The organism is Streptomyces agglomeratus (assembly GCF_001746415.1).
Taxonomy (GTDB): domain Bacteria; phylum Actinomycetota; class Actinomycetes; order Streptomycetales; family Streptomycetaceae; genus Streptomyces; species Streptomyces agglomeratus.
Map to the genome: position 1 here is coordinate 5,399,886 of NZ_MEHJ01000001.1, position 14,209 is coordinate 5,414,094.

Annotated in this window: 11 protein-coding genes, 3 tRNA genes and 1 pseudogene; 6 read left to right on the forward strand and 9 right to left on the reverse strand. The window is 71.6% G+C overall.

Annotation, left to right across the window (positions count from 1 at the left end):
- Nucleotides 1-116 precede the first annotated feature (116 nt).
- Nucleotides 117-1,381 (forward strand): annotated as a pseudogene (locus AS594_RS23465) (RNA polymerase sigma factor).
- A 56-nt stretch (nt 1,382-1,437) separates the two neighbouring features.
- Here the strand turns inward: AS594_RS23465 and AS594_RS45455 are convergent.
- From AS594_RS45455 to AS594_RS23490, 5 genes are all read right to left on the reverse strand, one after another.
- Nucleotides 1,438-1,722 carry a glycine zipper domain-containing protein gene (locus AS594_RS45455; RefSeq protein WP_069928869.1) on the reverse strand — a complete coding sequence of 95 codons (285 nt, stop codon included), beginning with the start codon at nt 1,720-1,722 and terminating at the stop codon, nt 1,438-1,440.
- Entirely contained in the window at nt 1,723-3,669 is a 1,947-nt protein-coding gene (locus AS594_RS23475) for an ABC transporter ATP-binding protein (RefSeq protein ID WP_069935344.1), read from the reverse strand.
- Nucleotides 3,666-5,399, reverse strand: a complete 1,734-nt coding sequence (locus AS594_RS23480; RefSeq protein ID WP_069932266.1) for an ABC transporter ATP-binding protein — start codon at nt 5,397-5,399, stop codon at nt 3,666-3,668. The genes AS594_RS23475 and AS594_RS23480 overlap by 4 nt, the downstream gene beginning before the upstream one ends.
- Nucleotides 5,400-5,518: 119 nt before the next feature.
- The gene (locus AS594_RS23485; protein ID WP_069928871.1) at nt 5,519-6,955 is read right to left on the reverse strand and encodes an FGGY family carbohydrate kinase; all 1,437 of its coding nucleotides are present in this window, start codon (nt 6,953-6,955) and stop codon (nt 5,519-5,521) included.
- Nucleotides 6,956-7,021: 66 nt separating this feature from the next.
- Nucleotides 7,022-7,321, reverse strand: coding sequence for a hypothetical protein (locus AS594_RS23490; protein ID WP_069928872.1), 300 nt, complete (start codon nt 7,319-7,321; stop codon nt 7,022-7,024).
- 213 nt (nt 7,322-7,534) lie between these two features.
- On the opposite strand from AS594_RS23490, the gene AS594_RS23495 reads away from it, so the two are divergent.
- The 3 genes from AS594_RS23495 to AS594_RS23505 all read left to right on the forward strand — a co-directional run bounded on the left by AS594_RS23495 (nt 7,535) and on the right by AS594_RS23505 (nt 7,930).
- Nucleotides 7,535-7,607: transfer RNA gene (locus AS594_RS23495), tRNA-Asn, on the forward strand.
- Between the two features lie 5 nt (nt 7,608-7,612).
- A tRNA-Asn gene (locus tag AS594_RS23500) sits at nt 7,613-7,685 on the forward strand.
- Between the two features lie 168 nt (nt 7,686-7,853).
- Nucleotides 7,854-7,930 (forward strand) — tRNA-Ile (locus AS594_RS23505).
- A 275-nt stretch (nt 7,931-8,205) separates the two neighbouring features.
- Here the strand turns inward: AS594_RS23505 and AS594_RS23510 are convergent.
- From AS594_RS23510 to AS594_RS23520, 3 genes are all read right to left on the reverse strand, one after another.
- Nucleotides 8,206-9,537: a GAF domain-containing protein gene (locus AS594_RS23510; RefSeq protein ID WP_079148880.1), complete on the reverse strand. Its 1,332-nt coding sequence runs from the start codon at nt 9,535-9,537 to the stop codon at nt 8,206-8,208.
- Nucleotides 9,538-9,607: 70 nt separating this feature from the next.
- Nucleotides 9,608-10,648 carry a rod shape-determining protein gene (gene mreB / locus AS594_RS23515; protein ID WP_069928873.1) on the reverse strand — a complete coding sequence of 347 codons (1,041 nt, stop codon included), beginning with the start codon at nt 10,646-10,648 and terminating at the stop codon, nt 9,608-9,610.
- 166 nt (nt 10,649-10,814) lie between these two features.
- Entirely contained in the window at nt 10,815-11,402 is a 588-nt protein-coding gene (locus AS594_RS23520; RefSeq protein ID WP_069928874.1) for a hypothetical protein, read from the reverse strand.
- Between the two features lie 112 nt (nt 11,403-11,514).
- Between AS594_RS23520 and AS594_RS23525 the strand changes: the two genes are divergently transcribed.
- A complete protein-coding gene (locus AS594_RS23525) occupies nt 11,515-12,582 on the forward strand; it encodes an SCO2400 family protein (RefSeq protein WP_107357892.1) in 1,068 nt (355 codons plus the stop codon).
- Between the two features lie 40 nt (nt 12,583-12,622).
- Here the strand turns inward: AS594_RS23525 and AS594_RS23530 are convergent, their stop codons facing one another.
- A complete protein-coding gene (locus tag AS594_RS23530; RefSeq protein WP_069930727.1) occupies nt 12,623-13,045 on the reverse strand; it encodes a MarR family winged helix-turn-helix transcriptional regulator in 423 nt (140 codons plus the stop codon).
- 92 nt (nt 13,046-13,137) lie between these two features.
- On the opposite strand from AS594_RS23530, the gene AS594_RS23535 reads away from it, so the two are divergent.
- Nucleotides 13,138-14,157: an NADP-dependent oxidoreductase gene (locus AS594_RS23535; protein WP_069928876.1), complete on the forward strand. Its 1,020-nt coding sequence runs from the start codon at nt 13,138-13,140 to the stop codon at nt 14,155-14,157.
- Nucleotides 14,158-14,209 lie beyond the last annotated feature (52 nt).

Sequence of the window (14,209 nt, forward strand, 5' to 3'; positions counted from 1 at the left end):
GGCCGGGGGCGGACCGGGAACGAAACGTCCCGTACCCGCCCCGTAACGGACCGGACTCAAAAAGTCACCGCACGCCCCTCGTGGCAGCGATGTGTCGTACCCCACACTGGGTGGCGGTGCCTGAGTCCTCGGAGCGCGGCCGGCCCACGCCGAGTGGCCTCGAACACCCGCGGATCCACTCATCGTGTACGGGACGGACGGCGGCCCGGTCGCCGCTCCCGTCCCGCTGCCGCACGCCCCCGAACCGGCAGCGATCACCCTGGAGGTCGCCCCCGTGCAGACCCAGACCCAGACGTTGACCGACGTCATCGCGACGGTCCCTCCGCAGAACCGGGGCGAACTCCACCCCGAAGCCGAACCGGCAGAGCTCGGCGGGGCGGAGGCCGAAGTCCTCGTCGAGGACCCCGCCGACGCGCCCGAAACCCCGGACGCGACCGAGCGCCGTCGCAACCCCCGGGCCGACACCGCGGGCCCCTCCTCCGACCTCTTCCGCCAGTACCTGCGCGAAATCGGCCGCATCCCGCTCCTGACCGCCGCCGAGGAGGTCGACCTGGCCCGCCACGTCGAAGCCGGTCTCTTCGCCGAGGAGAAGCTCAGCAGCACCCCCGACCTCGACTCCCGGCTCGCCGTCGACCTCGACAAACTCGTGGTCATGGGCCGGATGGCCAAACGCCGCCTGATCGAGGCCAATCTGCGCCTCGTCGTGTCCGTGGCCAAGCGATACGTCGGCCGCGGCCTGACCATGCTCGACCTGGTGCAGGAGGGCAACCTCGGCCTCATCCGCGCCGTGGAGAAGTTCGACTACGCCCGCGGCTACAAGTTCTCGACGTACGCGACCTGGTGGATCCGCCAGGCCATGTCCCGCGCGCTGGCCGACCAGGCCCGCACCATCCGCGTCCCCGTCCACGTCGTCGAGCTGATCAACCGCGTCGTCCGCGTCCAGCGCAGAATGCTCCAGGAGCGCGGCTACGAGCCGACCCCCGAGGAGGTCGCGGCCCACCTGGAACTCACCCCCGAGCGCGTCGGCGAAGTGCTGCGCCTCGCCCAGGAACCGGTGTCGCTGCACGCTCCCGTGGGTGAGGAGGACGATGTGGCGCTCGGCGACCTCATCGAGGACGGCGACGCCGCGTCGCCCGTCGAATCGGCCGCGTTCCTGCTCCTGCGCGAGCACCTGGAGGCGGTGCTCTCCACGCTCGGCGAGCGCGAACGCAAGGTCGTACAGCTGCGTTACGGCCTCGACGACGGCCGGCCGCGCACGCTGGAGGAGATAGGCCGCCTGTTCGGGGTGACGCGCGAGCGCATCCGCCAGATCGAGTCGAAGACGCTCAACAAGCTCCGCGACCACGCGTTCGCCGACCAGCTCCGCGGCTACCTGGACTGACGACGGCCGCCCGGCCAGGGGCCGGGCGGCCGTCCTCTCCCGTGCGCCGGCTCCCGTCAGAAGCCGTCCGACGCCCCCGCGGCCGGGGCGTCCTTGGCCTTCCTGCGCGCGTCGACCGTGGCCCCGATCCCCACGCCCACGCACATGCCGCACGCGATCCCGGTCGCCAGGTTGTCGAGCAGCAGCGACCCGAAGGCCACCCCGAACGTCATCCCGAGCGACAGTCCGAGAGCGATGCCCGAGACGGGCGCCTTCGCGTCCGCCGCCGGGCCCCCGCTCGCCGCCGCACCCCCGGCGGGCCGGGGAACGCTCCCCGGCCCGCTCTCTTCTTCCCTGGTCATTCAGTCCACTTCCGCAACCGCCTGAGCGAACTGCGCGGCGTACAGACGCGCGTACGCGCCCCCGGCCGCCAACAGCCCGTCATGCGTCCCCTGTTCGACAATGGACCCATTCTCCATCACCAAGATCACATCCGCGTCCCGGATCGTCGACAGCCGGTGCGCGATCACGAAGCTCGTACGACCGTGGGCCAGTCGCGCCATCGCCTTCTGGATCAGCACCTCGGTCCGGGTGTCGACCGAACTGGTCGCCTCGTCGAGGACCAGGATCACCGGATCCGACAGGAACGCCCGTGCGATCGTGATCAGCTGCTTCTCACCCGCGCTGACCCCCGACCCCTCGTCGTCGATCACCGTGTCGTACCCGTCGGGAAGCGTCCGTATGAACCGGTCCGCGTGGGCGGCCCGCGCCGCCTCCTCGATCTGCTCGCGGGTGACCTCGCGCGTCGCCGACGCCCCGTACGCGATGTTCTCGGCGATCGTGCCGCCGAACAGCCAGGTGTCCTGAAGGACCATCCCGATGCCCGAACGCAGCTCCTCCCGCCGCATCTTCGCGATGTCGGCGCCGTCCAGAGTGATCCGGCCGCCCGTCACCTCGTAGAACCGCATCAGCAGGTTCACCAGCGTCGTCTTGCCCGCCCCCGTCGGCCCGACGATCGCGACCGTCTGCCCGGGCTCCACCGCGACCGACAGGTTCTCGATGAGCGGCTTGTCCGGCTCGTACCGGAACGACACCTTCTCCAGTGTCACCCGGCCCTGCGCCGGAGCCGGAAGCACCGCACGCTCGTCGGCAGCCGCGTCCGGCTCCTGTTCTCCCGCGTCCAGCAGCTCGAAGACGCGCTCGGCCGAGGCGACGCCCGACTGCACCAGGTTCGCCATCGACGCAACCTGCGTCAGCGGCATCGAGAACTGCCGCGAGTACTGGATGAACGCCTGCACGTCGCCGATCGACAGCGAGCCCGACGCCACCCGCAGCCCTCCGACCACGGCCACCAGCACGTAGTTGATGTTGCTCACGAAGAACATCAGCGGCTGCATGACCCCGCTGTTGAACTGCGCCCGGAACCCGGCTTCGTACAGCGCCTCGTTCTGTTCGCGGAAGGCATCCGCCGACTCGTCCTGCCGCCCGAAGACCTTCACCAGCGCGTGGCCGGAGTACATCTCCTCGATGTGCGCGTTCAGCTTTCCCGTGGTCTTCCACTGCTGCACGAACTGCGGCTGCGACCGCTTGCCGACCTTCGCCGCCACCACCACCGACAGCGGTACGGTCACCAGCGCGACCAGCGCCAGCAGCGGTGACATCCAGAACATCATCGCCAGCACGCCCACGATGGTCAGCAGGGAGTTGATGAGCTGCCCCATCGTCTGCTGCATGGTCTGCGAGATGTTGTCGATGTCGTTCGTCGCCCGGCTGAGCACCTCGCCGCGCTTCTGCTGGTCGAAGTACCTCAGCGGCAGCCGCGACAGCTTCGCCTGTACGTCCTCGCGCATCCGGAACACGGTCCGGTTGATGACCCGGATCGACAGCCGCGTCGACACCAGCATCAGCAGCCCCGCTGCCACGTAGACCGCGAGCGCCATCAGCAGTACGTCGCCGACCGCCCCGAAGTCGATGCCCCGCCCGGGGGTGAACCCCACCCCGGAGAGCATGTCCGCGAGCCCGTCGTCGCCCTTCTCCCGCAGGCCCTCGACGACCTGCGCCTTGCTGCCGCCGTCCCGCGTCTGCCGCCCGACGACCCCCGCGAAGACCAGGTCGGTCGCCCGCCCCAGGATCTTCGGACCGATCACCGAGAGCGCGACGCTCAGCACGCACGCCGCGAGCATCCACCACAACGTGATCCGCTCCGGAGCGAACTGCCGCAGCAGCCGCTTCCCGGAGCCCTTGAAGTCCATCGACCGCTCGGCCGGCCCGCCGGCGCCGGCCATCATGCGTCCACCGGGTCCGCTCATGCCGCCTCAGCCTCCGTCAGCTGGGAGAGCACGATCTCCCGGTACGTCTCATTGCCTTCCATCAGCTCGTGATGGCGGCCCCTGCCGACCACCCGTCCCTCGTCGAGGACCACGATCCGGTCGGCGTCACGGATCGTCGACACCCGCTGGGCGACGATCACCACCGTCGCGTCGGCCGTCTCCCGCCCCAGCGCGGCCCGCAGCGCCGCGTCGGTCGTGTAGTCGAGCGCCGAGAACGAGTCGTCGAAGAGGTAGATCTCCGGGCGGCGCACCAGGGTCCGCGCGATCGCGAGCCGCTGCCGCTGCCCGCCCGAGACGTTCGTACCGCCCTGCGAGACCGGCGCGTTCAGCCCGCCGTCGAGCCGCTCCACGAACTCCCGCGCCTGCGCCACCTCCAGGGCGTGCCACAGCTCCTCGTTCGTCGCGTCCGGCTTCCCGTACCGCAGATTCGTCGCGACCGTCCCGGAGAACAGATACGGCTTCTGCGGAACCAGCGAGACGGTCTTCGCCATCAGCACCGGATCAAGCGTCCGTACGTCGACGCCGCCCACCAGCACCTCCCCGGCCGTCGCGTCGAACAGCCGCGGTACGAGCCCCAGCAGCGTCGACTTCCCGCTGCCCGTCGACCCGATGATCGCCGTCGTCTCACCGGGCCGGGCCACCAGATCGATGTCCCTGAGCACCGGCTCCTCGGCGCCCGGATAGCGGAACTCCGCTCCCCGGAGCTCCAGTTGGCCGTGGCTCCGCAGCTCCCGTACCGGATTCTCCGGCGGTACGACGCTGGAGGCCGTGTCCAGGACCTCCTCGATGCGCTCGGCGCACACCTCGGCGCGCGGCACCATCATGAACATGAAGGTGGCCATCATCACGGCCATCACGATCTGCATCAGATACGCGAGGAACGCCGTCAGCGCCCCGATCTCCATGGCGCCGTCGTCGATCCGGTGCGCTCCGAACCAGACCACCGCGATGCTGGAGACGTTCACGACCGTCATCACGATGGGGAACATCAGCGCCATCAGCCGACCCGACGACAGCGACACGTCTGTCAGCGCGGTGTTCGCCTCCCGGAAGCGGCCCTTCTCGTACTCGTCACGCACGAAGGCCCTGATCACCCGGTTGCCGGTGATCTGCTCGCGCAGCACCTGGTTCACGGTGTCCAGCCGCTCCTGCATCGTGCGGAACAGCGGCCGCATACGCCGCACGATGAGGCTCACCGAGATCCCCAGCACCGGAACGACCGCGAGGAGCACACCGGACAGCGGTACGTCCTGCCCGAGCGCCATGACGATGCCGCCCACGCACATGATCGGCGCCGACACCATCAGCGTGAAGCCCATCAGCACCAGCATCTGGACCTGCTGCACGTCATTGGTCGTGCGCGTGATGAGCGAGGGAGCCCCGAACTGCCCGAGCTCCCGCGCCGAGAAGCTCTGCACACGGTCGAAGACGGCCGCCCGCACGTCCCTGCCGAGCGCGGCGGCGGTCCGCGCGCCGTAGTACACGGCTCCGATGTTGCACACCACCTGGACGACGCTGACGGCGATCATGATGCCGCCGAACTCCAGGATGTAGCCGGTGTCACCGGTCACGACACCGTTGTCAATGATGTCCGCGTTGAGGGTGGGCAGGTAGAGGGTGGCCGAGGTCTGGAGCAGTTGCAGCAGCACGAGCAGGGCGATGGGTTTCTTGTACGGGCCGAGACGGGCCCGTAGGAGTCTTATGAGCACGCGGAGTCTCTCGGGGTCGGCACGGTCACGGGTCGCCCCATCCTCCGACACCCGACCCCGGCAATACCAAAGGATTTACCCATCGCCGGGTCAAGAGTGCACGCCCCCGCCCGGCCGGCTCAGCCGCCGAACGCCCCCGGGTGGATCTGGTCCCGCGTCGCCCCGTACTGCTGGCGGACCGCCTGCCCCACCGCCAGGTCGTCCCCCGGCTCCAGCACCTGCGCCGCCGCGCCCTGCCAGGCCGGCGGGGCGTGCGGGGCCAGCGTGCCCTGCGACACGCCGAGTGCCCATGCCGCCTGCCGGGCCGCGCCCAGCGCCGCGTACTCGGCGGGCTGCGGCACGACCACCTGCGTACCGAAGATCGCGGGCGCCGCCGCCTGCACGGCGGGCAGCTCGGCGGCGGCTCCCAGCAGGAACACCCGCCGCACCTGCACGCCCCGCGCCCGCAGTACGTCCATGGCGTCGGCCAGCGAGCACAGCATGCCCTCGAAGGCCGCCCGCGCCAGGTGCTCCGGCTTCATCGACTCGCGCCGCAGACCGCTCAACGTCCCGGCGGTGTGCGGAAGTTGCGGCGTACGCTCCCCTTCGAGATACGGCAGCAGTACGAGCCCGTACGAGCCCGGCGACGACTTGAGCGCCAGCGCCGACAGCCCGTCGAGATCGGTCCCCAGCAGATCGGCGGTGCCGCGCAGTGCCCGTACGGCATTCAGCGTGTGCACGACCGGCAGGTGCATCCCGGTGGCGTCGGCGAACGACGTGATGAGCCCGCTCGAATCCGCCAGCCCTTCGTGATGCACGGCCATCACGGACCCAGAGGCCCCCAGCGACACCACGGCGTCCCCGACCGCGACCCCCAGCCCGAAGGCGGCGGCCATCGTCTCCCCGGTGCCGGCGGAGATCAGCAGACCCTCGGGTGTCGTCCCGGCGGCGTCCGAAGGGCCGAGCACCTCGGGCAGCGCGGCCTGGTGCCCCAGCGCCAGCTCGACCAGGTCGGGCCGGTAGGAGCCGGTCACGGCCGACCAGTAACCCGTCCCCGACGCCGCTCCCCGGTCGGTGGTCCGGCGGGCCGGGCGCCCGAGCAGCTGCCACACCAGCCAGTCGTGCGGCTGCATCACGGCGGCGGTGCGCTGCGCCGACTCCGGCTCGTTGCGCGCCAGCCAGCGGAGCTTCGACACCGGCTGCGGAGCCTGCGGTACGGACCCGACGGCCTCGGTCCAGGCCTGACGTCCGCCGAGCGCGTCCACCAGGTCGGCCGCCGCGACCTGGGCCCGCTTGTCATTGCCGAGCAGGGCCGGACGTACGACCGAGCCGTGGGCGTCGAGCGGGATCATGCCGTGCTGCTGCGCCGACACGCCGATGGCCTGGACCCCTTCGAGGAGTCCGCCGGCCGCGGCCTCGCCCAGGGAGAGGAGCCACACCTGTGGATCGGCCTCGGTGGATTTCGCCTCCACGGGGTGCGGGGCATAGCCCTGCCGCAGCACGGCACCCGAATCCGCATCGCACACGACGATGCGCGTAGAACCAGACGAACTGTCCAAGCCGGCGACTATCCCCATGCCCCAGATTGTGCCGCATGCGCGGCCGGGGACGCGCCCCGCCCGAACGCCGGGGCCGGGCCGGGGCTAGGTGTTCGTCGTACCCCAGTCGTCCTCGCCGCTCTGACCCCGCTCGCGCAGTGAGCGCACCCGCTCGGTCACGGAGCTGGGCACGCGGTCCCCGACCTTGTCGCTGACCGTATGGAACGCCTTGCCGGCGAAGTCGCGGCCGTTGTGCGCGGCGGACTCGGCGGCGTTGCGCACGGCGGGGTTCTGGGCGACCTGGCGGGCGGACTTCTTCAACTGCTCGTAACGCTCACGCCCGGCGCGGGTCCCGAGCACGTACCCGAGGGCCAGTCCGGCGATGAATGTGAGCCGGTAGCGCATGGCTGTCACCCTTCTCTTGCGTCGGCGGTCCCCTGCGTCCGGGGCAGTTTCGGACCGTGGGGCTGTGCTGGCCGCCTACCCGTGGGCACCCGTGATCAGTCCGGGCGCTACCGATTGGCGGAGCACCCCCCTGCTTGCGCTAATGTATGTGTCGCAGCGAGCACACGCCCCCCGGGACGCCATCCGGTGGGTACGTTCGGTGCAACGCAGCAATCCCCTGTAGCTCAATTGGCAGAGCAGCCGGCTGTTAACCGGCAGGTTACTGGTTCGAGTCCAGTCGGGGGAGCGCGATCCCCTGTAGCTCAATTGGCAGAGCATTCGGCTGTTAACCGGAGGGTTACTGGTTCGAGTCCAGTCGGGGGAGCGGTAAGAAAAAGGGCCCCTCAGGGGGTCCTTTTTCGTGTCTCCTGGAACCGCGCAGGCGGCAGTGCGGTCCTCATGGGCATGCGTGGCCGACCACCCGAGGCAGGAGATCGTATGAGCGGCTATGCTGCGGCAGACGGCGCGCACAAATGTGCGCGACGCGCCGTAAGGGGCGGTAGCTCAGCCGGTTAGAGCAGCGGACTCATAATCCGTCGGCCGTGGGTTCGAGTCCCACCCGCCCCACCACCCAGTGGTCACGCAGAAACGTTTCTTCCTTGAGAAGGGCAGAAACGGGGGCCGCCGCGCAGCCGTGGCGGCCCTCACTCACTCACCCCCGGCCGCCGCATCGCGGCGAAGCCCGGACGCCGGCCCGTCGCCGCTCGCGAGCGGCCAGTTCACGGCGAAGTACCACAGAAGAAGCCGTGGGCGGAACGACGCGGGGGATTCCCAGGAGCGGGTTCACGCCGACCGCTGCCGGCACCCATGTGCGCACGCGCCAGGTGTTCGGCTCCGGGCCGACGTCACTCGCTGCCGGATGGCTCCCAGGTGAACGTCGTGCCGTGGCGGCCCTGCTTGGCCGCCCCGTCGTCCGTGACCGTGAGCCGTACGGCCGCCCGCCCGTCCGCCGGCCGCCCCGTCGCGTCGATCTCCACCCGCACCGCCGTGACCCCCGCCCGGTGCGCCGCCGCGAGCGCTCCGCGCAGGGCGGTCAGGAGCCGGCTGCCCTCCGGTTCGGTCACCAGGGCGTCCACCGCGCCCCCGAAGCGCACCGACGGCTGGAAGCCCAGCAGCGTGGCCGCGCCCGCCGTCTCGCGCAGGACCCGGCCCCGGAAGGTGTCGGGCACGTCCGCCGGGGGCTGTTGCAGCGCGAAGATCGTGGTCCGTACTTCCTGGATGGTGGAGTCCAGCTCGTCGACGGCCGCGCCGAGCAGCTTGAGCAGCCGGTCGACCGCCGAGTACGGAGGTCCGCCGCGCCGCCTCGGCAGCGCCAGCGTGCCGATCAGCTTGCCGCCGCTCTGGAGCGGCAGCATCATGCTCGGCCCGAACCGGGCCCGTACCCGCGTCGTCATGCGTTCGTCGGTCGCCGAGTCCTCGATGAACACCGGCTCCCCGCCGAGCAGTTGCTCCAGGACCGGGCTGCCGGGCTCGATGACCGTACCGATCAGGTCGGCCGGATCGCCGTGGGTGGAGGCGGCGACGATCTCCATGCCGCCCTCGGCGGTGGGCTGGAGCACCACGCCCGCCGAGGCGTCGGCGAGGATACGGGCCTGCTCGGCCACCGTCCTCAGGGCGTCATCGGCGTTCTCACCGGCCAGCAGCGCGGTGGTGCACGCGGCGGCGCCCTCGATCCAGCGCTCGCGCCGGCGGGCCGTGTCGTACAGCCGCGCGTTGCCGATCGCGATGCCCGCCTGCGAGGCGAGCACCCGCAGCAGAGCCAGGTCGTCCGCGGTGAAGCCGCCCGCGCCCCGCTTCTCGGCCAGGCAGAGGTGGCCGAAGACCTCGGTGCGGACGCGGATGGGAACGCCCGCGAACGTGGTCACGGCCGGGTGCCCGGGGGGCAGGCCGGCCGAGCGTACGTCGGCCGGCACGTCGGGGACGATCAGGGGCCGCCGCTCCCGGAGCAGGTGGCCGATCAGACCGGTGTGCCCGTCGGGCAGCCGGCCGATGCGCTCGTACGTCTCGTCGTCGACGCCCGAGGTGAACAGGCCGGTGATGCCGCCGCGCTCGGGATCGACGACTCCGAGCGCGCCGTACCGCGCCCCGGCCAGCTCGGTGGCGGTGTCCACGATGTGCTGGAGGGTGGCGCGCAGTTCCAGGTCGGAGCCGACGTGCAGTACGGCCTCCAGCAGCATCGGCAGCCGGAGCGCCTCACTCGCGCCGTTCTCCGGGTTCACACACCGCCCCGTACGCGCGCCGCGCCGCTCAGCGGGTGGTGACCGGTTCGAGGGTCATCGGCTGGATCTTGCCCTCCAGCATCGCCCCGAGGCCCAGTACCGAGCAGACGTCGGGCCGCTCCGCGATGTGCACCGGCATCCCGGTCGCGTCCCGCAGCATCTGGTCGAGACCCGGCAGCAGCGCGCTGCCGCCGACCATCATGATGCCCCGGTCGGCGAGGTCGGCCACGAGGTCGGGCGGGCAGTCCCGCAGCACCTTGCCGATGCCGTCGAGCACGGCGGTGAGCGGCGTGTGGATGGCCTGGCGCACGGCGGCGGTGTCGACGTGCACGGAACGGGCGAGGCCGGTGGCCACGTCCCGGCCGTGGATCTCGGTGGACGCGGGGCCCTCCGCGGTCAGGCCGTTTCCGCGCAGTGCGAGCTGGAGGGGACGTACGGACTGGCTCGGCAGCATCAGCTCGTGCTGCTGGCGCAGGTGCTGGATCACCGCGTGGTCGATGGCGTTGCCGCCGATCGGGATCCGCTCGGCGGTGACGATGGAGCCGAGCGAGAGCACCGCGACCTGGGTGGCCGCCGCCCCGCACATCATGATCATGGTGGCCGAGGGCTGCTCCACGGGCAGCCCGCAGCCGACGGCCGCGGCGATGAGGGTGTCGACGAGTTCGACGCGGCGCGCGCCGAGGCCGATGAGGGTTTCCACGGTCGCGCGCTGGGCGAGCGGGTCGCTGTCGTGCGGCGTGCAGGCGGCGGCGCGCAGCCGCGGCTTGCGGCGGAGCTGGCGCCGGAGCTTCTCCCCGATGAGATGGCGCAGCATGCGCTGCGCCATCTCGATGTCGACGACGGTGCCGCCGGAGACGGGGCGTACGACGCGGATGTAGTCGGGCGTACGGCCCGTCATCTGTTCGGCGAGGGCACCGACGGCGATGAGCGCGCCGGTGCGGGTGTTGACGGCGGCCACACTCGGCTCGTCGACGACGAGCCCCACACCCTTCACGAAAACCCGGGTCCTGGCGGCCCCGAGATCGACGGCGATATGGCAACGGCGCAACTGCTCAAGACTGACGGTCACGGCAGGGTCTCCCGAGAGCGCTGACGGACCGGCGGGGGTGCCGGGTCCTGCTTCGCATCGTGCGCGGCCCGGTGGCCGGGCGCGCGCTGGGTGAGCCGGTCGGGCGTACGAGCTGACGCCGTGCCAGCAGCCCGGCCGCGCCGGTGCGCCACCGGTCCGGCCGACGTCATGCGCCGTCAGGAAACCCCACGCGCTGGAGCAGACCCCAGGTGAACTCGGCCACGCAGGGTTTACCGCCGGGCAGCGTCAGCGCCAGCCGCCAGCGGGTGGGCGCCGTTCCCTCCATCGGGCGAGCCGGCGGGAAGGCACGGGCCGCCTCGTCGACGGTGCACGACCACGGGCGCAGGTCGTCGGCCGTACGCAGCTCGGGGGCCTGGGTGCCGGGGGCGCGGACCAGCCATTCGTTCCATACGCCGCCGCCCGGCGCGGTGAGCACCTCGAAGCGCAGGCCGGGCCACAGCGGCACCGGCCAGGCCAGGGCGTCGCACTCCAGGTCGCCGATTCTGCGGCGTACGGACGTCTCGGGCGCCCCCAGCACCGAGCGGTAGCGCGCCACCGAGCCGCGTGCCCGGGGCGAACGCACCATGGCCTGCCAGCGCCGGTTGGCCTCGCGCATCCGCGCGAGCGTCACCCCCAGCTCGCGGCGGGCGTCCTCGACCAGCTCGGGCTGGTGGTCGGCCATCCGGCGCAACAGGACCAGCTGGAAGTCGAGCGGCCCGAAGGGAGGGGTGCCCGTAGATGTGCCCGTTCGCATACGTCCATCCTGCCCCGCAGGGCTGACACGCCGAGGAATACGCGCTTCCACACAGGATCCTCACAGCTCCGGCTCCCGATGTTGACCCTCGGCCGCATAATCTGCGGGCGCCATGGACTACTGCTACTCCTGCCGCAGGCACCTCAACGGCGCGCTGGCCTGCGCCGGATGCGGAGCCCCCGTCGGTGAACTCGGCCACGCCGCCCCCGGGGGCCACGCCGTGCCCGCGGCGCCCTCCGGACACGACGTCCGTCACGGCGGGAGCGCTCCCGGCGCGTACGGAGTCCATGAGGTGCCGGCCCATGAGGTGCCCGGAGCTCGCGGGGCCTATGGGATGTCGGCGGCTCACGGGTCCTATGAGGCGCAGGATGCCTACGGCGTTCCTGAGGTGCCCGATGCCTACGGTGCTCCTGAGGTGCCCGATGCCTACGGTGCCGCTGGTGTCGCCGGGGATTCTGACGATCACGGCTACGACGTTCCCGGGACGGAGCCCGACGCCTACGGCGGTGACGCGGCGGACGCCGGGCCCGACGACGACGCCGCGCCCGACGGCGCCTCGGAGCCCGTGGGCCCCGGCCGCGCCGCCCGGCGTACGGAGCGGGCCCGCGGCAGCGGCCGCAGGGCGCACCGGCGGCGCGGCCGCAAGATGGTGCTCGTGGGGATGGGGCTCGTGCTGGCCGGCGGTGCGCTGAGCCTGGCCGAGCTCGCCACGGAGTCCGGGGGCGCGGGGTGGGTCTCCAGAGCCGTGAACGGCGAGGACGAGGACGACGGCGAGGACGAGGGCGGCACGGGCGGGCCGGCCCCGGCCGGTGACGGTGCGAGCGACGGCACCACCGGCACCGTGGGCGCGGAGGCGGAACCGTCGGCGTCCGGGCCCAGTGCGTCCAAGTCCGCGTCGGCCTCCGCCTCGGCGAAGGGCTCGCCGTCCGCCAAGCCCTCGCAGTCCGCCTCGGTGAAGGCCACGGCCACGTCGCAGGCCGCCGTCCCGGAGCCGGGGTCCCCGTCCGGCGAGGCGCCGCCGGAGCCCGGAGGCGGCCCGTCGTCCGCACCCGCGCCCGAGCAGCCGGCCCCGCCGCCGCCCCCGGCGTCGTCCGCGGACCCGGGCCCCGCGCCGCAGCCGACGCCGGATCCGACGCCGACCCAGGACGACTGCGACCGGTTCCTGTGGTGGTGCGGCTGAGGCGTGGCCCGGCCGGTCCTGCCCGGCCCGGCGGGCGCGGTCAGTTCCCGAGCATCCGCCGCAGCAGGTCGCGCAGTGCCGTGCGCTCGTCGGCCGACAGTTCACCGAGCGGCTCGCGCGCGAAGTCCAGCGACTCGCGCAGCCGCGCCGCGGTGCGCCGCCCGTCCTCGGTGGCGGCGGCGAGCTTGACGCGCCGGTCGGCCGGGTCGGGCTGCCGCGCGACCAGGCCGCGCGCCTCCAGCCGGTCGACGATCCCCGTGATGTTCGACGGCTCGCACTTCAATTTCATGGCGATGCGCCGCATGGGCATCGCCTCGGTGGACAGCAGACCCAGCACGCGCGCCTGAGCGCCGGTGAGGGCGTGCTGGGCGGCCGCCTCGTCGTACTCCTCGTGGTACCGGGAGACGACCTCGCCGATGAGCTCGACGACTTCGAGGGTCAGGGGGTCTGTGCGCGGGGGCATGGAGTCCATCGTACCCATTTACTTGACAACGTGAAATATCCAGGAGCATGGTTGTTTCATTACGTGAAGCTTTTTCAAGGAGGTCGCACCGCATGACCGCACTGCCCACGACCGGCCGCTCCTGGCACCTCGTCGCCCGCCCGCACGGCTGGCCCAAGGCCGAGGACTTCGCGCTGCGTGAAGCTCCGGTGACGGAACCGGGCGAGGGCCGCATCCTGGTCCGCAACCTCCACTTCTCGGTCGACCCCTACATGCGCGGCCGCATGAACGACGTGAAGTCGTACGTACCGCCGTTCAAGTTGGACCAGCCGATGGACGGCGGCGCGATCGGCGAGGTCATCGCCTCGGCCGACGAGCGCTTCGCCGTCGGTGACCACGTCCTGCACGGGCTCGGCTGGCGCGAGTACGCCGAGGTCCCCGCGAAGCACGCGACCAAGGTCGATGCCTCGCTCGCCCCGCTCTCCGCCTACCTCGGCGTCCTGGGCATGCCGGGCCTCACCGCCTACGCGGGACTCTTCGAGGTCGCCTCCTTCAAGGAGGGCGACGCGGTCTTCGTCTCCGGCGCGGCCGGCGCCGTCGGCAGCCAGGTCGGCCAGCTGGCGAAGCTGCGGGGCGCCTCGCGCGTCATCGGCTCGGCGGGCTCCGACGAGAAGGTCAAGCACCTGGTCGAGGACCTCGGCTTCGACGCCGCCTTCAACTACAAGAACGGACCGGTCGCCGAGCAGCTGCGCGAGGCCGCGCCCGACGGCATCGACGTCTACTTCGACAACGTCGGCGGCGACCACCTCGAAGCGGCCATCGGCTCGCTGAACGTGCACGGCCGGGCAGCCATCTGCGGCATGATCGCGCAGTACAACAACACCGAGTCCACGCCGGGCCCGCGCAACATGGCGCTGATCATCGGCAAGCGGCTGCGGCTCCAGGGACTGCTGGTCAGCGACCACGCGGAGCTCCAGACGCAGTTCGTCGAGGAGGTCTCGGCCTGGATCCGCTCCGGCGAGCTGAAGTACAGCGAGACGGCAGTCGAGGGCATCGAGAACGGCTACGACGCGTTCGTCGGTCTCCTCCGGGGCGAGAACACCGGCAAGATGATCGTTTCGCTCACCCGATAAGCTCACCCCCAGCCGCCGCGGTCGTGGGCGCGAGTCGCGGCGTACACAGCAG